This window comes from Fervidobacterium pennivorans DSM 9078 (genome assembly GCF_000235405.2).
In the GTDB taxonomy this organism is placed as follows: domain Bacteria; phylum Thermotogota; class Thermotogae; order Thermotogales; family Fervidobacteriaceae; genus Fervidobacterium; species Fervidobacterium pennivorans.
The window spans coordinates 727,506-748,372 of sequence record NC_017095.1 but is presented as its reverse complement, the minus strand read 5'-3'; the positions used below and the strand labels follow the sequence as shown (position 1 = coordinate 748,372).

Here is a 20,867-nt window from a genome sequence, read left to right as displayed (position 1 = left end):
TTAACCCTCCTTTCCTTTTCCTGATAATGTTAACTAAAAGTATTGAAACTTTCCAAAAACTGCATTATCCTTATAAAGAGGGGACACCCCCCAACCAACTCTCGACAAAGGAGGTATCCCGATATGAACAACTCAACGCTCTCTTGTCCAAAATGCGGTTCCACCAGCTTATACAAAAACGGTCATGACAAATACGGTAACCAACAATTCCTTTGCAAACTCTGCCATCATTCTTTCAAACTCTCCCATTCTCAAAAACGCAAAAACTTCCCTTTCCCTTATCCCAAATGCACTTCTTGTGGTAAATCTATGCAAATTTACAAAGTCCGTCGCTCTTTCGTTGTCTTCCGTTGTAGAGCTTGTCGTACCAAAGATAGAGTACCTTTTAACCTCCCCGAACCAGTCACCCTTATTCCTGAGAAATTTAAATACTTCCGCTTCCCTATCTTTTTCGTCTTAAAGGCTTTCGTTTTGTATATGAAACACAATATGTCTTATCGCTCTCTTGCTCATTCTCTTAATATCAAAGTATCTCATGTCACCATATACAAATGGGTTATTAAATTGTGTACTTTATTCTCTGTACTTTTTCCAACATTTACCATCGAAAATGTTTTCTCAGTTCATGCTGATGAAACTGTTCTTGTGTTCAAAGAACAAAAGTACTATGTTTGGCTATTAGTTGATCACGAAACTAACTTAATTCTTTGTTGGCATGTCTCAAAGTATCGTGATATGGGACAAGTCAAAGTATTGCTCGAGAAGTTCTTTGGTAATTCAAAACCTAGAAACATTGAACTTATTACTGATGGACTTGGTGCATATGAAAGTGCAGTAAAGCTGTTGTTCAGAAATATCAATCACGTAGTGGTACCGCTCGGTAAAAACAATCAATGTGAATCTAAGTTTTCATTGTTGAAAGACTTTTTCCGACTCAAGCGAGGGCTGAAGAATACGAAGAACTTAGCGAAATATATTCAAGGATTTTGTGTAGTGAAGAATCTTTGGAAAACGCACAATGGCAATATCAATCGCATTCTTTCACAATTACACTCTTTCATCACTACAAGTTAACACTATCCCCTGCAACGTGTTGCAGCGCTCCGCTTATTCCGCAAGCAATATATACCTTCGGTCTCACAGTCTTTCCTGTTTGGCCAATCTGGTGGTCGTAAGAAATCCAACCAGCTTCAACAGCAGCTCTTGAAGCGCCGACGCAACCGCCTAAAAGCTTTGCAAGTTTTTCAAGAAGTTTGAAACCTTCAGGACCTCCAAGACCTCGTCCGCCTGAAACGATTACTTCGGCTTCTTCGAGTTTAACAGCGTTGGCTATTTCTTTGACAACGTCAACAATTTCAATTCTAATGTCTTCTTTTGATATCTTTGGTTTTATCTCTATTATTTCGCCTTTTCTTTCTTCTTTCGGTAATTTTTGCATAACTCCCGGTCTTACAGTTGCCATCTGCGGTCTTTTTTCAGGACATTTAATAGTTGCTAAAATATTGCCACCAAAAGCTGGACGCGTCTGGAGTAAATTACCTTCTTCGTCTATATCAAGTTTCGTACAGTCAGCTGTTAGCCCTGTGTGAAGTTGAGAAGCTATCTTTGGTGCCAGATCTCTACCGATGTGAGTGGCTGAAAATAGTATTACATTCGGTTGGTATTCTTTAGCAAGGTCTACAAAAACTTTTGAATAACCATCCGTTGAGTATTTTTCTAGAAGAGGATCTTGTATCAAATAAACGATGTCGGCACCGTGGTTGATAAGCTCTTGCGAAAGTTGCGAGACGTTATTACCTATTAAAACTGCGCAAGCTTTTGAACCTGATTTTTCTGCAAGTCTTTTCGCTTCTCCGAGTATTTCAAGACTTGAGTTCATTAAAATTCCGTTTCTTTGCTCGGCAAATATCCAAATATCTTTACTCATATTTATCACCTCAAATCACTTTAGAGCTGACAGGACTTTCTCAGCAAGTCGGTTCACAACTTCCTTAGTTCCGCCCGTGAGTATTTCAGTTTCCCTTTGATGTTCGGGAGTTATAATTGTTACAACCCTTGTTGGTGAACCTTTTAAACCTATCTCTTCAGGATTTAATCCAAGATCTTGTGCTGTTACAACTCTTATAGTTTTTTGATAAGCTTCAAAGATACCACGAATAGTTGGATATCTTGGGGTATTTAGCTCTTTTGTTACGGTTAAAAGTACGGGCATTTTCACTTTTATTAATTCGTATCCATCCTCCAGTGTTCTTTTTACCGTTACTGTATCACCGTCGATCTCTATATATTTGACGTACGTAACTTGCGGAATTCCGAGTTTGTTCGCAACTTGAGGACCAACTTGAGCGGTATCGCCGTCTATAGCTTGACGTCCGCAGAGAATAAGGTCATAGCTTACTGTCTTTAGAAAAGCCGAAAGCGTTTTTGCAGTTGCGTAGGTATCCGCACCTGCAAAAAACCTGTCTGATAAAAGAACCGCTTCATCAGCTCCCATTGCTAAAGCTTCTCTTAAAGCTTCTTCAGCTTGAGCAGGTCCCATAGTAACAACCGTAACTTTTCCGCCGAATTTTTCCTTAATTCTTAAAGCTTCTTCAAGAGCGTTCTTATCTTCGGGATTGATAATACTCGGAACACCATCTCTTATGAGGTTTTTGGTAACGGGATCTATCTTAATTTCTGCAGTATTTGGAACTTGCTTAATCAAAACTACTATGTTCATAGCTTATCACCTCAGATCTTTAAAAGGTTAGCTGATATAACCATCTTTTGAACTTCGGAAGTACCTTCGTAGATTTCTGTTATCTTGGCATCTCTCATAAGTCTTTCGACCGTTGAGTCTTTTGTATAGCCGTAGCCACCGAATATTTGAACAGCCTTAACTGTAACTTCCATAGCTGTTTCCGAAGCAAACAATTTTGCCATAGAAGCTTCCATTGAATAAGGCAAATTGTTCTGTTTCCGCCACGCTGCGTTGTAGACTAAATGCCTTGCAGCCTGGACTTTTGTTGCAATTTCAGCGATGTACCATTGGAGTCCTTGGAATTTTCCTATTGGCCTTCCGAATTGCTGCCTTTCTTTTACGTATTTCAAAATTTCATCCAAAGCAGCTTGAGCTATTCCGAGAGCTTGAGCAGCTATTCCAATTCTTCCACCATCGAGTGTCGACATCGCTATCTTAAATCCGTCTCCCTCTTTTCCGAGGAGGTTTTCTTTTGGAACTATACAGTCGTCAAAGATAAGTTCTGCCGTTTTTGAACCTCGAATTCCCATCTTTTTTTCGTATTTACCAATGTAAAATCCTGGGAATCCTTTTTCAACAATGAACGCACTTATTCCTTTCGTCCCTTTTGATCTGTCAGTCATAGCAAAGACGATATAGATATCCGCAACTCCACCGTTGGTTATAAATATTTTCGAACCGTTGAGAACGTAATGGTCTCCTTTCAGAACAGCAGTCGTCTGCTGATTTCCAGCATCTGTACCTGCGTTCGGTTCTGTGAGTGCAAATGCACCAAGCTTTTCACCTCTGTTTACGGGGATTAAATACTTCCTTTTTTGTTCCTCGGTCCCGTATTGATAGAGTGGATAACCCACAAGTGATGTGTGCGCTGAGAGGATAACTCCCGTCGAAGCACAAGCTCTTGAAATCTCTTCAACTGTTATTATGTAGCTTATGTAATCTCCGCCAGCTCCACCGTATTCTTTCGGATACGGTATCCCAAACATCTCCGCTTGCGCCATTTTTCTAACATTTTCCCAAGGAAACTCTTCAGTCTCGTCGATAACCTTCGCATACCGTTTTATCTCTTTTTCTGCGAAATCTCTCACGATTTTTCTGACCATCTCTTGTTCTTTAGTAAAATTCCAGTCCATAGTTTTCACCCCGATTCAAAGAAAAAACTGAATCAACTCTCACATTATAATTCTAGCACAATAACTTATTGTGATAAAGTTCACAACAAGTTGTATTTTGACCGCTTTTTTGTAAATTCAGAAAATAAGTTCCATTATCTTTCATATACTCACTGTTTTGAGATATTTTTAACGTATCCTATTGTCAAAAATAAATTTGTGCTGTATAATAAATTAGGATAGACTAAGTCAGGTTACACCTTAAAAGGGGGATTTAAGATGGTTTTCGAGAGAATTTATGAAACTATAGGAAATACGCCAATTGTGAAAATAAGTAAACTTACTTGTGAAAACTGTGCCGAAGTTTACGCAAAACTTGAGTACTTTAACCCAGGTGGTAGTATCAAAGACAGGATAGCTCTTTATATGATTGAAGGAGCTGAGAAAGAAGGTTTGTTGCAGCCTGGTGGGACTGTTATCGAACCGACAAGTGGAAACACGGGTATTGGGCTAGCGCTTGTATGCGCTTCGAAAGGTTACAGGCTGATAATAGTTATGCCCGAATCTATGAGCGTTGAAAGAAGACAAGTTCTTAAGGCGTACGGAGCTGAGATTATACTTACTCCAGCAAGTGAAGGTATGACCGGAGCTATTCGTGTAGCAGAGCAACTTGCTCGAGAAAATGGGTATTTTATGCCACTGCAGTTTGAAAATAAATACAATCCGCTGGCACATAGGGAAACTACAGCGCTAGAAATTCTCAGAGATATGGACGGAAAGATCGATGCTTTTGTAGCAGGGGTTGGAACTGGCGGAACGATAACAGGTGTTGGTGAAGTTCTCAAAGAAAAGGTACCAGGTGTGAAGATAGTCGCTGTAGAGCCTGAAAAGTCTGCGCTTCTGTCAGGTGGAACACACAGTCCGCACAAAATTCAAGGAATAGGTCCCGGGTTCATTCCAAAGATTCTCAACAGAGATGTTATTGACGAAGTCGTAACTGTTAGTGATGAATCAGCTTTCGAGATGACTCGAAGACTTGCGAAGGAAGAAGGATTGTTCGTGGGTATTTCTTCTGGAGCGGCTATGGTCGGTGCACTGAAAGTTGCAGAAAAACTTGGAAAAGGTAAAAGAGTTGTCGTTATTTTACCTGACGGAGGCAGCAAGTATTTATCTATGAATGTTTTTGACGTGTGAGGTGATTAATATGCGGAAGATTTTAAATTATTTCAAAGAAGAGATAAACTTTATTATGGAAAACGATCCAGCTGCGAAAAGCGCTCTTGAAGTTCTCTTGCTTTATCCAGGTTTTCACGCGGTTCTTTGGCACAGAATAGCGTATTTCTTGTACAACAAGAAATTTTATTTCCTTGCCAGATTGATTTCCCAAGTTGTTCGTTTCTTTACAGGTATAGAGATACATCCGGGTGCAAAGCTGGGAAAAAGAATACTGATAGATCACGGTATGGGAGTGGTTATAGGGGAGACTGCGGAAGTTGGCAATAACGTGGTTATTTATCACGGTGTTACTTTAGGTGGAACAGGAAAAGACAAGGGTAAAAGGCATCCTACCGTCGGTAATAACGTTGTAATAGGTGCAGGGGCAAAACTGCTTGGACCGATAATAATTGGGAACAACGTTAAAATTGGTGCCAACGCTGTCGTTTTGAAAGATGTTCCAGACAACGCAACCGCTGTCGGAATACCAGCGAAGATAATATTAAACTCCAAGGCAATAGATAAAAACGCAAGCGACGGTGATGAGGTTTGTCAAAGAGGTTTTGAAGAGTTTGAAGAAGTAAGTGCCTAAGGGAATCTAATATATTTTTCAAAAAAAGCCATCTTTAAGATGGCTTTTTTTGCTTGACATTTTCCGTACAAAAGTGATACAATATATAGTGCTATTTTTAAAGTTATTACTATATATTGTGATTTCTTAGGTTTTAAGACACTTTAGAGGGGGATGTGTATGAATTTCTTAGTCAATACTGTAAAGGTGCTTTTCCAAGACCATCCGGTTTATCCTTCCGTCAGTGTATACTTCCAAGGTTGCGACGCTTTCCCAAAGTGTGTGGGGTGCCACAATCAGAATACTTGGGAATTCGATGAATCTTTCTCGAAACGCTATGATGAAATACTTTCTTTAGTCGAAGAAAAGGTTCAATTTTTGCTGGCGGGATACGAAAAAATATCCTTAACTTTTTTAGGCGGAGAACCGCTTTCGGTAAGAAACCGAGAATGCGTCAGACTGCTATCAAAATACTTTAAAGAAAAGTACTGTTCTAAAGTTGTCACAACTCTTTACAGCTGGAGAGAACCGAAAGATCTAGTTGAATTAGTTGAGTACATTGAAAACGTAGATGAATTCGTCTTAGGACGCTTTGAAATAAATTTGAAAACAGGCGGATTTCCAGCATCGTCAAATCAGCTTTACATAACAAAAGAAGAACTTTCAGAACTTTTAGAAATCGAAAGGGGGAAATGCTGTGTTTTGGAGATTTTCTGATGATTTTATAGAAGAATTCGAAAAGATTCCAGAGACCTTCAGAGAAATTGAGGGCTTAACTTGGCAACTTGATCCGGTTATTTTTACTGAACATTTCTTCAGCAAAGGCATTATTGATTCGAGCATAGATGTTAACGCGAACGTTAGAAGCACGAACGTTTACACGTATTTCAACGAAGTTTCGAAACCAATAACAAAACTTTATTCAATTTATGCGATATATGAAAAAATGAAAAATCTCTTCGGTATCGATGACGCTAAAACTTTTTTGAGATATCAGATGTACGGGGATATATATCTTCACGATGCACACCATTCAGCTTTTGCTCCCTACTGCTACGCTTATTCTCTGAGACCAATCGTTGAAAAAGGTCTTTTCTTTATTGACAGTATAAAATCAACGCCTGCAAAACATTTATCTTCGTACATACAGCACGTTATACAATTTGTAATGTTTGCTTCGAACCAGCAATCTGGTGCCGTGGGGCTTCCGGACTTTTTCGTTTGGCTTGCGTACTTTTACAAAAAAGACTTAGAAAGCGGAGTAATTCCTGTTGAAAGAGAAAAAGAGTATTTGGAGCAACATTTCCAGATATTCACCTACTCAATAAACCAGCCTATCAGAGGGACACAATCACCGTACACGAACTTTACTTATCTTGATAGAAACTATATCAGAGCTATCTTCGAAAATGAAACTTATCCGAACGGAGAGAGTATTGTTGAAAATACTGAGTTGATAATAGAACTTCAAAAGAGGTATTGGGAGTGGATAGTCAGCGAACGTGAAAAACAGATGTTTACATTCCCAGTTCTTACAGCATCACTTCTTTACAAAGATGGAAGGTTTATTGATGAAGATAGCGCGAGGTTTATAAACCGAGTAAATTTAAGGTGGCAGGATACGAATCTTTACATAAGTGATAGCATCGATGCAGTTGCTTCTTGCTGCAGGCTCACAAGTTCAACAAAAGATATTAAATTTTCAGCTTTTGGTGAAGAGCCGGAATTAAAAGGTATGGTTAATTCGATAGGTGGAAGCGATTTGAATATCGGCTCGTTTAAAGTTGTAACGATAAACCTTCCAAGGATTGCCTTGGAAACGAAAAGTAAAGAAGATTTCAAGAAAAGATTAGCTGAAAAGGTTCTTTTAGTTCAAAAGGTTTTAGCAGCGATAAGGAGTTTAATAACTGACAGGATTTCACAGGGAGTTTTACCACTTTACAACCTGGGTCTCATGGACCTCAACAGACAATACGGAACGGTTGGTATAAACGGATTTTTTGAAGCACTTGAAATTCTAGGAATGGTTGAATACGGTCCTGACGGTGTTAAATATTCACCTGAAGGCGAAATGTTCGGAGAAGAGATATTGGACTTAATAGGTCAACTTAACAAACAAGGTAGAAAGGCTTTTGGTTTTACTTTTAACGTCGAGCAGATACCAGCGGAAAAAGCTGCGGCAACGTTCGCTGAAAAAGACAGGATTCTTTACGGAACTGATTATCAAGTTTATTCAAATCAATGGTTACCATTGACAAGTGATTCCGATATGATCAATAGGATAAAATACTCGGGAAGATTTGACAAAAAGGTTTCAGGTGGAGCGATATTGCACGTTAATATAGACTCTCCTTTCAAAGATGAAGAACAGTCTTGGAATTTACTCAACTTAATCGCAAAAATGGGAGTTGTTTATTTCGCTTTCAACACGAAGATAAGTGTTTGCAAACACGGTCATGCGTTCTACGGTGAAAAGTGTCCAACTTGCGGCAATAACAAAGTTGACGAGTTTATTCGCATCGTAGGATATTTAGTCCCAATAAGTTCGTTTAACAAACACAGAAAAATTGAGTATAAAGATAGGAAATTTTATCCAGTTAATTCGTGAAAGAAGGGCTTGGTTATCCAAGCCCTTCTGAATTTGTGTTAAATATATTTTTTTAAACCGGCGAGTGCTGTTGTGTTTACAAAGTTCCAGGGTTTGTTGAAATATGGTTGGAAGAAGAAGTCTGAAAATGCAAGTTCTTCTAAAGTCATCTTTTTCGAGATAACTATTGAAAGAGTGTTGATGGCTTCTGTCACGTCTTCTTCGGATATAAGCTGTGCACCCAGAATAATGTGAGATTTTTTATCGTACACAATTTTCAAAGTAACAGGTTTATAAACTGGCATAAATTCAGGGCGTGTACTTTCGGTAATTGTGACGTTATCAACTTCTAACTTTAAACTTTTCGCCCAATTTTCAGTAATGCCGGTTGCTGCTATATTGTAACCAAAGAGTTTAACACCTGAAGTTCCTTGAGTTCCCTGATATTTAATTCTATCTTCGAAAAGATTGATTGCAGCGATTGTCCCCATTCTGACCGCATTTGTAGCCAGTGGAATGTATTCGTATCTACCCGCAGGTGTGAAATAGACTGCCGCACAATCTCCTGCTGCAAAAACATCTTTTTTGCTTGTTCGCATTGAACTGTCAACAATTATCGCACCGTTAGGAAGCATCTCAAGTTGGCCTTTAAACATTTCCGTAACAGGTCTAAATCCAGTTGCAAGTATCACTAAATCTGCTGGATACTCATTTTTGTCAGTTACGACCTTTTCAACCTTTCCATTTCCGCTGAACTCTAAAACTCTTTCACCAAGTGCAAGTTTGATACCGTTCTGAACAAATAAATCTTCAACTTCATCGGAGAATTCTTTGTCCAAATATTTTGCAAGTATTCTATTTTCAAGATCAATCAGGGTAACCTCTTTACCATTTGCTCTGAAAGCCTCCGCCAGCTCTACACCTATAAGTCCGGCACCAACTATAACAATGTTTTTTGCATTTTTTGAAGCCTCTTTTATTTCTTTTGCGTGATAGAAATTCTTTGAGAGTTTTATACCTTCAAGGTCGACACCCGGTACGTTTGGTATCACCGGCCATGAACCAGTTGTTATCATTATTTTGTCAAAACTCTCTTCTCCTTCTTCCCCAGTATCGAGCTTTCTGTACTTTATTTTCTTTGAATCCAGGTCAACAGCAGTGACTTCTGTTCTCATGTAAGGATCCGCTCCCAACTGCCTTAAAGTATCAGCCGAAGCGTAAAATAGTTTATTCACATCTTCAACTACTCCGTGGATGTGCAAAGCTATTCCGCAAGACAGAAAAGAAACGGTGTCATTCCTTTCAAAAATCTTCACTTCAACATCCGGATAAAGTTCTTTGACCGTTTTTGTAAAAGCAGTTCCTGCATGTGTACAACCAATTACAACTATTTTCATACCTTGAACCTCCTTGTGAGTTTTTTATCAATGTATAATTAGTTTACACTAAGTCTAATGTTTTGTCAAGTATAGAATTGTTAAAAAAATGACAGATCTTTTTATGACATGTTCAAAGAAAGATGTAAAAATTTGGAGAATTTAGTGTATAATATTATCGAAAGCGATGGCCAAAGCGAGGATGAAAAAGATGAAACAATTACTGATATTTACGTTGTTACTTATATTGTGTTTAAGTGTCGCTGTTTTTCCACAGTCGCCAACTTTTAATATTTCTCTAAAATCGAATACTCTTTCGGTTGTACAAGGTGGAAGCGGTAGTTTAAGTTTAACTATAACGCCTGTAAATAAGTTCACCGGTACTGTGACTTTAAGTCTTGTTAATGCACCAAAAGGAATAACTTTGAAACCAACTACTGTCAGTGTAAAAAAAAGCACCGTAACTCAGACAATTACCATTTCTGTTGAAAAAAGTGTTTCTGCTGGAAAATACTCGCTAACTTTAAGAGTAGCAAGCGGTAATATTGTAAAAAAATTAGCTATTTCACTTACGGTGACAAAAGCACCTGAACCGAGTATTTCAGTCTCTGTGTCCCCTTCTAAAATCACTGTTTCCCAAGGGAATAGTTCGTTTTTTAATTTGACTGTGGTACCTTCTGGAGGATTTACAGGATCAGTTAAATTGGAACTTCAAAAAGCACCATCTGGAATAACGCTGACACCATCATCGTTCAGCGTTGGAAAAGAAAGTGTAACTCAAAGAGTTGCGGTAAAAGTAGATAACAGCGTAGACGTGGGTGTTTATAATATTACTTTAAAAGTCACGGGCGGAAACATAGTAAAAACAGTTAACTTGGAAGTTGTTGTTAGACTACCGTCGGGTACTCTCATTTGGTCGAAACAATTCGGAAGTAATTCGGAAGATGAAGTATGCGGTTTAGCTACAGACAGTCAAAACAATATAATCATTGCTGGTTCGGTTAAAGGAAACCTGGATAGTAACAAAATGGGAGTAAAAGACGTTTTTTTGAGAAAGTTTGATTTCGAAGGAAATCTTATTTGGGGAAGACAATTTGGTAGTGATTATTACGACGAAGCCTACGGTGTCGCAGTTGACAGCAATGATAACATAATAGTTGTAGGCTACACCTATAAAACACTGGGAAAAGAAAGTTATGGTTTAGTCGACGCCTACATCCGAAAATATGATAAAGATGGAAATGTTATTTGGACAACACAATTTGGAACAAAATCTTCTGAGGTAGCCAATTCTGTTGCAGTTGATAAATTTGATAATATATACGTTGCAGGATACACTTGGGGAAACTTAGAAGGTGTGAATAAAGGGGCAAAGGATGCTTACGTTTGTAAATTTGATCCAGATGGAAATATAGTGTGGAAGAGGCAGATTGGTACTGAGTATTACGATGAAATCTTTAACATAGCGGTTGATTCTCAAGGAAACATATACATTGCAGGCTATACTTGGGGAGTCTTGGGGGAAAAGAGTAACGGTTCCCAGGATATTATTGTCGCTAAGTTAGATACCTTTGGCAACCTCATCTGGATTTCTCAGTTCGGGACTGATAAGTTAGATGAACCTCACGGAATAGCTTTAGATACTGCGGGAAATATTTATATTGCCGGATACACAAATGGTTCTCTCTTTACTAAGAAGGAAAGTACACGCGATATTGACATTATTATAGTAAAATTAGATAAAAATGGAAAAATAGTTTTTGGGGTTCAGTTAGATTCGAATTATTCCGCTTCTTCAGAATCATATCTGGGACAAGATAGTGCATTAGATATAGTGTTAAGCTCTGATGGAAAAATATTCATTGTTGGAGGGACAACCGGGAATCTTGCGGGAAAAAATCAAGGATACGAGGATGCGTTCGTAATATTACTTGATCAATTTGGGAAAACTGTTTGGATAAAGCAATTTGGAACACCCGAAACTGACATAGCTCAAAGCGTTGCTTTAGATAAAGAGAATATAATTGTTGTGGGTACAACGTGGGGAGATTTAGAAGGGGAAAACCAGGGAATGAAAGATATCTTTATAAGAAAGTATTCTCCGTAAAATCACAAAAAAGGACCCTCAATGGGTCCTTTTTTATTCTTCTTTCTTGATTTTCTTTGCTAGCTTCTCCGCGTTCTCTTTGAACTTATTTAAGCTTCTAACAAGAAGAAAGACCAAAAATGCTACTATCAAGAAATCAATAAGCGAACCTAAAACTTTACCGTAATATATACCTTTGTAGTTGAGTTCTTCAAAATTTGTTATGTGTGCCGCTTTCAAAGCAGGTTGAAGTATCACTGGCATCAAAAAATCATTAACAATAGATGTTACAAGTTGGTTCAGCTTTCCACCGATGATGATAGCTACAGCAAGACCGATAACGTTGTACTGTTTCAAAAAATCTGAAAACTCTTTCAAAATCTTTTTCATACTTCCTTCCCTTCCTTAGTTTTCTTGTATTCTTCCATAACTCTCTTAAGCTCTAAAGCTATCTTTTTTCGCTCATTTGCACTTAAGTGGTCTATAAATAAAACTCCATCCAAATGATCGTATTCGTGTTGGAATATACGAGCCGAATAATCTTCAAGAAGTTCTTCTTTCCAGTCTCCGTTTTCAGTTTGGTATTTAACTCGTATCCATTTGTACCTTTCAACATCTGCAAAAACTCCTGGAAGGCTTAAACAACCTTCTTCGCCTACTTCCTTTTCGTTTGAGTGCTCGAGAATTTGTGGATTAACAACCACCTTAAAGCCTTTCCCGTCATCCATAGCAAAAAATCTCAGCGAAATGCCAACCTGCGGAGCTGCAAGTCCAACACCATCTTCGGTGTACATTGTTGTTTTAAATTCTTCTAAAATCTTTTTTACTTCGTTAAAATCTGTTACTTCTTTTGCCTTTTTTCTAAGTACTGGATCACCTAAAATTCTTACCTTCACCGTAACTTCCCTCCAATTTTTCAAGTAGATTTTCATCAGTTAGGAAAACGTTTATAGGAGAAACCGAAACGTATCCTTCCTTAAGTGCTTTGTAATCAGCTTTCGGATCTGGATCATCTTCAACGATATCACCTAACATCCAAAAGTAATCTTTTCCGTACGGATCAACTCTTCTTTCAAAATAATCTTCGTATCTTCTCTTACTTTGTCTTGTTAACTTCCACCCTTTGAGCTCTTCAAAAGGTATCGAAGGTACGTTTATATTCAGTGCACTGAATCTTGGGATCAAGCGTATATCGAATTCTTCTAAAAATTGCACCAAAAACTTGGCTGCAGTTTCATAAATAGGATTCACAAAGTCTGCAACTGAGATAGCTATTGATGGTACGCCAGCTATCGCACCTTCAAGAGCTCCACTTACGGTTCCTGAGTAAACAACATCGGTCCCCAAATTTTCACCGCGGTTAATACCGCTAACGACAAGGTCAGGAACGATACCTTTATCTTTGTAGACAACATCTAGCCCTATTTTAACGCAGTCGGCAGGAGTTCCAGAAACAGCGTACATCTCAAAATTTTCTTTTATGTCAAGTTTTCTTACCCACAATGGAAGTCTAAGAGTTATAGCGTGTCCAACCGCACTTTGTTCTGATTCAGGAGCAACAACTACAACGTTGTGTTTTTCTGACAAAGTTCTTGCTGCACATAGTATACCAGGAGCGGTGACTCCATCGTCGTTTACAACCAGAATATTCACTCATTTATCACCTCTTCTTTCTTTAATAATCAATTCAATCTTTTCTTTCAAAATCTCAAAAGCTTTCTCTTTTTGGTAAGTACCTATTATCTCTCCTTTGTAAAAGACAGCAATACCATCCTTAACTCCAGCTATTCCGACGTCAGAATCTTTCGCTTCTCCAACTCCGTTAACCACGCATCCTAGAACCGAAACAGTTATGTCTTCTTCAATATTCGAGAGGAACTTTTCAACTTCTAGCGCCACCTCTTCAACATCAAAATTTGTGCGTGCGCAAGTTGGACAAGCTACAACATCTACTCCTTTTCTAATCTTTAAAAATGTCAAAAGCTTTTTTGCAGTTATAACCTCGTTTATTGGGTCACCAGCTATTGATATTCTAATCGTATCACCTATTCCTTCAAGTAACAGCGTTCCAAGGGCAGACGAAGATTTTATCAGCGAATTGTAAAGTGTTCCAGCTTCCGTAACTCCGATATGAAGGGGATAATCTACTAGAGCGTGGATCTTTCTGTTTGCCTGCACTGTTTCTAAGACGTCAGAACTTTTAAGCGAAATGACTATGTCGCAAAATCCTGCTTTTTCGAGTATTCTAACCTCATCTAGGGCCGATTCAACTAAAGCGTCAATTTTTGGCAAATGTTCGTACTTTTTGTTTATCGAACCGCTGTTAGCTCCAACCCTTATTGGTACACAGTACTCTTTTGCAACTTTTACGACCTCCAAAACTTTCTCAGCTGAACCGATATTTCCGGGATTTAACCTAACTTTGTCAGCACCGTTTTTGATAGCTTCGATTGCTATCTTGTAGTCAAAGTGTATATCCGCAACAATTGGTATATTCACATGCTCTTTTATAGCCTTTATCGCTTTTGCACTCTCGATATCTGGAGTTGAAACCCTTACTATTTCACAGCCGGCTTCCTCAAGTTTTATTATTTGATTTACGGTTGCGGATACATCTCTTGTATCGGTATTCGTCATCGACTGGATACTTATCGGAAAATTCCCACCTATACCGATTTTTCCAACTCTAACATCTCTTTTCAGCTTTTTTCTATAGTCTTTCATCTTCCCAAAAACCTGCCTACGTCCAAAAATGAGATGTATATTATAAACGCTAACAACAGGAAGAATCCGATTGTATGTATTAAGTTTTCGATGTTTCTGTTTAACTTTCTTCTCGATATAACCTCTATAGCCGCAAATACTATTCTACCACCGTCTAACGCCGGAAGTGGGAAGAGGTTGAATATTCCTAAATTTATAGTTATTATTGCGACAACAGTTAAGATCGTCTCAAGTCCACTTCTTGCGGCATCTCCAATTATCTGCACCATTCCGATAGGACCGGCAACTTCTTCTTTACTGCCACCAAAGAAAGCTTTAGGTAACGTTCTCCAAATGTAGAAAGCCAGTCTGTTCGTTCTCTCGATAGCCAGTGAAATTTTCTGGATTCCTTTTGGCTTGTATCTTTGAGCTAAATTTTCGAAAAGTCCGGGTTCTGAGAACATTTTAATAAGCTCAGATTTCTGTAAAACAGCAACTTTTTCTTGACCTTTCGATAAGTAAGTCACTCTTAAACTTTCCGGTAGAGGTCTCAAAACTTTTTTGACCCTATTTTCCTTAAACTCAAGGTATATCTGAGTATCTTTAAGAGTGAGCCTTGTGTAAAGATCTATCATATCAACTGAAGATCTTATTTCCATATCTTCTACCTTAATTAAGACATCGCCATTAGAGAAGATACTATAACCCTTTGCAAGCCTCGGACTGACTGAACCGTAGTAAAAACCTATCATGTACCTTTGCGGACTCACAGAATATCTGTTTATAACCCCGCCAAATTCACCTACTTCGGTTTTGAAGTAGACAAATTTGTTCAAATTCGCTTTTAAAGCATCTTCGCCAAAAGGTTGGTTCCCTGCTTGGATAACTACATTCCCGAGTTCGCCGGTAAAATCATCTAACAACAAAGAGTACTCAACTTGACTCATTACAGGCTTAACAGTTATTTTTTCTATTCTTCCATCTCGGAGAACTTCGAAAGTGACAGGTTCACCTTTTCTTATCTGTTCGGTTATATCAAAGTTATCAAATACGTACTTTCCATTGATCTTTAAGATCATATCCCCTTCCTTTAGTCCAGCCATCTTTGCAGGTGAACCTTCGATAAAACTATCTATTACAGCGGGATAATAACCCCAAGTGCCTATTATGAATACAAAAAGAAGGTACCCCGCAAGGATCGAGAATACGGGCCCGGCTAAGACGACTAATAACCTTTTCCATGCGGAAATTCCGTACAAAGAATCTGGATCCTCTTCTTCAGCGGGATCTTCACCTTTCAGCCTTACGTATCCGCCAAGTGGTATCGCATTAACACGAAAGTCAGTGTTTTTTCCTTTCTTTCTGTAAATAGCAGGTCCAAAACCTATAGCGAATTCGTGGACTTTAACCCCGAAAAACCTTGCAAACAAATAATGTCCAAATTCGTGGACGACAACGATAAATATAAAGACCAACAAGAAGGAAATAATGTTAACTATTAGCAATTTTTTCAACCTCCTCAAGCGCTTTCTTTCTTGAAATTTCGTCTAAGAAGAATACGTCTTCTATATTATCGATTCTAAAGTTATCTTTGTCAACATTTTCAACCACTCTTTTCACAACAAGTTCGATTCCTTTGAAATCTATCTTTCCAGCTAAGAATTTTTCAACCGCAACTTCGTCCGCCGCGTTCAAAGCAATTCTATGTTCTAAACTATCTGCGTATTGAAGACCAAAATAAAAAAGTGGATATCTTTCTTTTTCAACATCTAACAACCTCAAATCAAAATCTTCAATTCTCGGTTTTTCGTTTTCGTACCTTCTTTCTGGGTAAGTGAGTGCGTAAGCAATTGGAACTCTCATATCTGGTTTTCCAGCGTGTATCTTTATTGTACCATCTTTTAGAAGTACTAAACCGTGTACAAAACTTGATGGGTTAATTTTTACGTCTATATTCTCAAAAGGAACTCCGAACAATTCGTTGGCTTCAATGACTTCGAAAAGCTTGTTCACCATCGTTGCAGAATCAACAGTTATCCTTCCACCCATATTCCAGGTTGGATGCTTTAGAACTTGCTCGGCCTTCAAAGAGTTCAGTTTCTCAAGTGGTACATCTCTCACAGCTCCTCCAGAAGCCGTTAAGACTATCTTTTCAACAGAATTTTCGATAATCTGAAATATAGCCGAATGTTCGCTATCTATCGGTATCAATTCTACTCCGTATTTTTTACATAAATTCTTGACGAATCTGCCGGCGCAAACTAAAGATTCTTTAGTCGCAAGCGCAAGTCTTTTTGTAAATGGTATAGAAGCTAAAGTTGCTTTGACACCTTCAAAACCTGTAATAGCAGAAACGACGATATCAGGTTCAAGATATGCAACTAAATCACCGTATGAAGTAAACCTTCTTCCAAAACCTAGCTCAGTAGGTGAATAATAATTTTCAACGCTTAGTTCTGTCATTATCTTTTTTGCAATTTCGGTATTTTTTCCAAACGCAATTCCTGTAACTTTGAAGCCACTGATCTTTTTTATCACATCAACAGTTTGAGTTCCTATTGAGCCTGTTGCTCCGAGTATTACAACGGTTTTTTCTTCCACCTAAAGTACACCACCTTACCTTTTTTTACGTTAATTTTTACTCTTTCACCCAAAGCTTCATTGCTAACTCCCAGTGGATCTTCAATAACCATCTTACCTTTGAACGGATATTTGAAACCTTCTATTTCAAGTTCTGCTTCAGGGAAAGCTAAAATAGACCAAGTTTCTCCAGAAACAGCTTTAAGCACTTCTTCAGAATAAACTACACCGACTTCTATTTTTTCCGAAACCGCTTTTATTTTGATATCTTTAGAATACTTAGCTAAAATTCCGACCATCGCAAAAAGCATATCCACTCTTTCGCCAAGCCAATTGATAATTTCAACCTCTTCAAATCCTTTTCTAATTGCATATCGAATAGCAAGCTCCAAGTCGGTTTCATCTTTTTCTGTAGGGTATACTATGCATTCAATTTCCTTCTCTTTATATTCTTTTAAAAGCCCTTCGGAGATAGAATCCATGTCTCCTATTACGACGTTAGGATAGATCTTTCTTTTTCTAAGTTCGTTTGCACCTCCATCGACTGCGATCAAAATATCTCCAGTTATGTAGAAAATCTCTTTCGAATTACCGTTGATTATTATGGTCGCTTTTTTCATATCATCAACTCCTTTTTATATTAATACTAAACCTTTTTCCAAATAAGTTTTCAAGAGTAATACAAACTGCCCCCAGCCGTAGGCACAACCGTATCGTATGTGAAGTTCACTTTCGTCTTTGACAAAAGTTTTGTCACGAATTTCTAAAAGCGTTATTTCGTCGTCGACTGGAGTGAGCTTAAATTCAACTCTGCTTCTGAATCCGTCTTCGTATTCGTACCAGTAAAACTCAAAGATTCTTTCTTCGACGACTGCTATTACTTTACCTCTGTCTGTAACCTCTTCCCCGTCAGTTAATCTGATAATGTTAACTAAAAGTATTGAAACTTTCCAAAAACCGCATTATCCTTATAAAGAGGGGACACCCCCCAACCAACTCTCGACAAAGGAGGTATCCCGATATGAACAACTCAACGCTCTCTTGTCCAAAATGCGGTTCCACCAGCTTATACAAAAACGGTCATGACAAATACGGTAACCAACAATTCCTTTGCAAACTCTGCCATCATTCTTTCAAACTCTCCCATTCTCAAAAACGCAAAAACTTCCCTTTCCCTTATCCCAAATGCACTTCTTGTGGTAAATCTATGCAAATTTACAAAGTCCGTCGCTCTTTCGTTGTCTTCCGTTGTAGAGCTTGTCGTACCAAAGATAGAGTACCTTTTAACCTCCCCGAACCAGTCACCCTTATTCCTGAGAAATTTAAATATTTCCGCTTCCCTATCTTTTTCGTCTTAAAGGCTTTTGTTTTGTATATGAAACACAATATGTCTTATCGCTCTCTTGCTCATTCTCTTAATATCAAAGTATCTCATGTCACCATATACAAATGGGTTATTAAATTGTGTACTTTATTCTCTGTACTTTTTCCAACATTTACCATCGAAAATGTTTTCTCAGTTCATGCTGATGAAACTGTTCTTGTGTTCAAAGAACAAAAGTACTATGTTTGGCTATTAGTTGATCACGAAACTAACTTAATTCTTTGTTGGCATGTCTCAAAGTATCGTGATATGGGACAAGTCAAAGTATTGCTCGAGAAGTTCTTTGGTAATTCAAAACCTAGAAACATTGAACTTATTACTGATGGACTTGGTGCATATGAAAGTGCAGTAAAGCTGTTGTTCAGAAATATCAATCACGTAGTGGTACCGCTCGGTAAAAACAATCAATGTGAATCTAAGTTTTCATTGTTGAAAGACTTTTTCCGACTCAAGCGAGGGCTGAAGAATACGAAGAACTTAGCGAAATATATTCAAGGATTTTGTGTAGTGAAGAATCTTTGGAAAACGCACAATGGCAATATCAATCGCATTCTTTCACAATTACACTCTTTCATCACTACAAGTTAACACTATCGTTAATCTGAACCATCTGAAAAATATATCTCCGTTTTCATCTATTTTCATTTCATCAGTGAACCAAGGATCCCAACCGTTTGGGTTGTACAAAGCGTTCCAGAGCTTTTTAACATCTGTTTTGAAGTGCTCGGCAAAATACATCTCGCTTGTGCTAAGGTCTTTCAAAAGTTTTCGCCCCTTTACTCGAAGAATTTGTTAGTTATAGGCATTCTTCTGTCTTTTCCAAAACCGCGCTTTGTCAGCTTTGGTCCTATAGGCATCTGTCTGCGTTTGTATTCGTTTATTTTCACAAGTCTTGCAACGTATTCTACAGTCTTTCTATCGAAACCTTTTTCGACAACCTCTTCTATACTGTATTCTTCTTCTATGTAAAGTTTTAAAATCTCATCTAAAATCTCGTAAGGTGGTAATGTGTCTTGGTCTTTTTGATTCGGTCTAAGTTCAGCACTTGGAGCTTTTGTAAGTATGTTTTCAGGTATTACCTCACCGTGTTTTTTGTTGTACCACCTACAGATTCTGTAGACGTCAATTTTGTAAAGGTCTTTTATAAGTGCAAAACCTCCAGCACTGTCGCCGTACAATGTGCTGTAGCCGGTAGCTATTTCGCTTTTGTTTCCAGTCGTCAGAACTAAGTAATTAAATTTGTTTGACATCGCCATCAAATAGTTTCCACGTATTCTCGCTTGCAAGTTTTCTTCTGTTATATCAAACGGTTTACCTTCAAAAACTCGTTCTAAAACATTGAGATAGCTTTCGAAAACTTTGGTAATAGGAACTATATCGTACCTAATTCCGAGATTTTCCGATAATTTTATTGCATCGGTAACACTCGATTCACTTGAAAATTGCGACGGCATTAGTAAGACTCTTACATTCTCAGCTCCTAGACTTTCTTTAGCTATAGTTGCAACCAGAGCCGAATCGATTCCACCACTCAAGCCTAATATCACTTTTTTGAATCCATTTTTATGAACGTAATCTTTGAGTGCGAGTTTCAAAGCCTCGAAAAGTTCTTCTTCGTTTTCAAGTTCTCTTTCAAACTTAGTCTCAGCAATCTTCTTTGTTTTCTTTCTTAAGCTTCCAATTTCGACATTCACGATTCTTGACTTATCTATTCTGTGTTCAAACTCTCTTCTTCTTGGATCGTGCAGAACACTTCTTAGCGATTCTTCAACATCTATATCAACTGTGAAGATATCCTCTTCAAAAGCCTTCCCTTGAGCAAAGATATTACCAGCAGGATCTACCACTAAACTACCACCGTCAAAAACGAGTTCGTCCTGTCCGCCTACGGTGTTGACGTAAACAATAGCACAGTGGTGGTCATATGCTTTCTTTGTGAGATATTCTCTTCTTAGTTGCGGTTTTCCAGAGAAGTATGGAGAAGCTGAAAGGTTTACGATTACTTGCGCCTTACCACCGAAGACCTCTTCACTCACAGGTCCAATAGGCGACCATATGTCTTCACAGATATTTACACCGACTTTCACGGAACCAAATGTTAGAACGAGTCCCTTATCCCCGGCTTTGAAATATCTCTGCTCGTCAAAGACACTGTAATTTGGGAGAAGTTGTTTGTAGTATTTTGCAATTACAAGTCCGTTTTTTATAACAGCAGCTGAGTTGTAGGCATCATCAGCGGTGTCAATAAAACCGATTATAACTGTCACATTTTTCCCTGTTGTATATTCAACAACTTTCTCTAAAGCGTTTAAGTTAGCCTTTAGAAAAGAAGTTCTAAGTACCAAGTCTTCGGGTGGATAACCGGTAATGAAAAGTTCCGGAAATACGACTATATCTGATTCGTTTTCTTCCGCAAAGTCTATCGCCTCAAATGCTTTGCGGACGTTGCCTTCGAAGTCGCCGATTGTTGGATTAAGCTGTGCAAGAGTAACTCGAAGTTTCAAACTTTTCAC

General features: G+C 38.2%; 21 protein-coding genes. 7 read left to right on the top strand and 14 right to left on the bottom strand.

From position 1 onward, the window contains the following. Positions 1-123 precede the first annotated feature (123 nt). Positions 124-1,074, top strand: a complete 951-nt coding sequence (locus FERPE_RS10575) for a DDE-type integrase/transposase/recombinase (protein WP_011993230.1) — start codon at positions 124-126, stop codon at positions 1,072-1,074. On the opposite strand, the gene FERPE_RS03480 is transcribed toward FERPE_RS10575, so the two are convergent. From FERPE_RS03480 to FERPE_RS03470, 3 genes are read right to left on the bottom strand one after another with little or no spacing between them, the layout of a single operon-like run. Then, positions 1,064-1,927 (bottom strand): electron transfer flavoprotein subunit alpha/FixB family protein, encoded by an 864-nt coding sequence (locus FERPE_RS03480; protein WP_014451285.1) that lies wholly within the window; start codon positions 1,925-1,927, stop codon positions 1,064-1,066. The genes FERPE_RS10575 and FERPE_RS03480 overlap by 11 nt on opposite strands. Before the next feature lie 15 nt (positions 1,928-1,942). Continuing rightward, positions 1,943-2,719 carry an electron transfer flavoprotein subunit beta/FixA family protein gene (locus FERPE_RS03475; protein ID WP_014451284.1) on the bottom strand — a complete coding sequence of 259 codons (777 nt, stop codon included), beginning with the start codon at positions 2,717-2,719 and terminating at the stop codon, positions 1,943-1,945. An 11-nt stretch (positions 2,720-2,730) separates the two neighbouring features. Then, positions 2,731-3,873, bottom strand: coding sequence for an acyl-CoA dehydrogenase (locus tag FERPE_RS03470; RefSeq protein WP_014451283.1), 1,143 nt, complete (start codon positions 3,871-3,873; stop codon positions 2,731-2,733). Positions 3,874-4,131: 258 nt separating this feature from the next. On the opposite strand from FERPE_RS03470, the gene cysK reads away from it, so the two are divergent. The 4 genes from cysK to FERPE_RS03450 all read left to right on the top strand — a co-directional run bounded on the left by cysK (position 4,132) and on the right by FERPE_RS03450 (position 8,246). Next, complete coding sequence (gene cysK, locus FERPE_RS03465; RefSeq protein WP_014451282.1) at positions 4,132-5,046, top strand: cysteine synthase A; 915 nt, start codon at positions 4,132-4,134, stop codon at positions 5,044-5,046. A gap of 10 nt (positions 5,047-5,056) precedes the next feature. After that, positions 5,057-5,659 carry a serine O-acetyltransferase EpsC gene (epsC, locus tag FERPE_RS03460; protein WP_014451281.1) on the top strand — a complete coding sequence of 201 codons (603 nt, stop codon included), beginning with the start codon at positions 5,057-5,059 and terminating at the stop codon, positions 5,657-5,659. A 159-nt stretch (positions 5,660-5,818) separates the two neighbouring features. Beyond that, positions 5,819-6,355 carry a 4Fe-4S cluster-binding domain-containing protein gene (locus FERPE_RS03455; protein WP_014451280.1) on the top strand — a complete coding sequence of 179 codons (537 nt, stop codon included), beginning with the start codon at positions 5,819-5,821 and terminating at the stop codon, positions 6,353-6,355. Continuing rightward, the gene (locus FERPE_RS03450; protein WP_014451279.1) at positions 6,336-8,246 is read left to right on the top strand and encodes an anaerobic ribonucleoside-triphosphate reductase; all 1,911 of its coding nucleotides are present in this window, start codon (positions 6,336-6,338) and stop codon (positions 8,244-8,246) included. The genes FERPE_RS03455 and FERPE_RS03450 overlap by 20 nt, the downstream gene beginning before the upstream one ends. A gap of 38 nt (positions 8,247-8,284) precedes the next feature. Here the strand turns inward: FERPE_RS03450 and FERPE_RS03445 are convergent, their stop codons facing one another. Next, positions 8,285-9,622: an FAD-dependent oxidoreductase gene (locus FERPE_RS03445; protein ID WP_014451278.1), complete on the bottom strand. Its 1,338-nt coding sequence runs from the start codon at positions 9,620-9,622 to the stop codon at positions 8,285-8,287. Between the two features lie 190 nt (positions 9,623-9,812). On the opposite strand from FERPE_RS03445, the gene FERPE_RS03440 reads away from it, so the two are divergent. Next, a complete protein-coding gene (locus tag FERPE_RS03440; RefSeq protein WP_014451277.1) occupies positions 9,813-11,708 on the top strand; it encodes an SBBP repeat-containing protein in 1,896 nt (631 codons plus the stop codon). A 33-nt stretch (positions 11,709-11,741) separates the two neighbouring features. Here the strand turns inward: FERPE_RS03440 and mscL are convergent, their stop codons facing one another. The 8 genes from mscL to FERPE_RS10335 are packed head-to-tail and all read right to left on the bottom strand — an operon-like array spanning position 11,742 to position 17,893. Next, positions 11,742-12,077: a large conductance mechanosensitive channel protein MscL gene (mscL, locus tag FERPE_RS03435; RefSeq protein ID WP_014451276.1), complete on the bottom strand. Its 336-nt coding sequence runs from the start codon at positions 12,075-12,077 to the stop codon at positions 11,742-11,744. Further along, a complete protein-coding gene (gene def, locus FERPE_RS03430) occupies positions 12,074-12,619 on the bottom strand; it encodes a peptide deformylase (protein ID WP_052312837.1) in 546 nt (181 codons plus the stop codon). The genes mscL and def overlap by 4 nt, the downstream gene beginning before the upstream one ends. Next, a complete protein-coding gene (surE, locus tag FERPE_RS03425) occupies positions 12,561-13,340 on the bottom strand; it encodes a 5'/3'-nucleotidase SurE (protein ID WP_014451274.1) in 780 nt (259 codons plus the stop codon). Before surE ends, def begins: the two co-directional genes overlap by 59 nt. After that, positions 13,341-14,411, bottom strand: coding sequence for a flavodoxin-dependent (E)-4-hydroxy-3-methylbut-2-enyl-diphosphate synthase (gene ispG, locus FERPE_RS03420; protein ID WP_014451273.1), 1,071 nt, complete (start codon positions 14,409-14,411; stop codon positions 13,341-13,343). After that, the gene (locus FERPE_RS03415; protein WP_014451272.1) at positions 14,408-15,895 is read right to left on the bottom strand and encodes a site-2 protease family protein; all 1,488 of its coding nucleotides are present in this window, start codon (positions 15,893-15,895) and stop codon (positions 14,408-14,410) included. The genes ispG and FERPE_RS03415 overlap by 4 nt, the downstream gene beginning before the upstream one ends. Continuing rightward, on the bottom strand, positions 15,882-16,991 hold the full coding sequence (dxr, locus tag FERPE_RS03410; RefSeq protein ID WP_014451271.1) for a 1-deoxy-D-xylulose-5-phosphate reductoisomerase: 1,110 nt from the start codon (positions 16,989-16,991) through the stop codon (positions 15,882-15,884). Before dxr ends, FERPE_RS03415 begins: the two co-directional genes overlap by 14 nt. Further along, entirely contained in the window at positions 16,970-17,590 is a 621-nt protein-coding gene (locus FERPE_RS03405; RefSeq protein WP_014451270.1) for a thiamine diphosphokinase, read from the bottom strand. Before FERPE_RS03405 ends, dxr begins: the two co-directional genes overlap by 22 nt. Positions 17,591-17,605: 15 nt before the next feature. Further along, the gene (locus tag FERPE_RS10335; protein ID WP_280985156.1) at positions 17,606-17,893 is read right to left on the bottom strand and encodes an SRPBCC family protein; all 288 of its coding nucleotides are present in this window, start codon (positions 17,891-17,893) and stop codon (positions 17,606-17,608) included. A gap of 98 nt (positions 17,894-17,991) precedes the next feature. Between FERPE_RS10335 and FERPE_RS10570 the strand changes: the two genes are divergently transcribed. Continuing rightward, on the top strand, positions 17,992-18,942 hold the full coding sequence (locus tag FERPE_RS10570) for a DDE-type integrase/transposase/recombinase (RefSeq protein WP_011993230.1): 951 nt from the start codon (positions 17,992-17,994) through the stop codon (positions 18,940-18,942). Here FERPE_RS10570 and FERPE_RS10445 read toward each other — a convergent pair. Then, the gene (locus FERPE_RS10445) at positions 18,916-19,116 is read right to left on the bottom strand and encodes a hypothetical protein (protein WP_014451269.1); all 201 of its coding nucleotides are present in this window, start codon (positions 19,114-19,116) and stop codon (positions 18,916-18,918) included. The two genes, FERPE_RS10570 and FERPE_RS10445, sit on opposite strands and share 27 nt — an antisense overlap. Before the next feature lie 14 nt (positions 19,117-19,130). Continuing rightward, entirely contained in the window at positions 19,131-20,867 is a 1,737-nt protein-coding gene (locus tag FERPE_RS03390; RefSeq protein ID WP_425357278.1) for an NAD+ synthase, read from the bottom strand.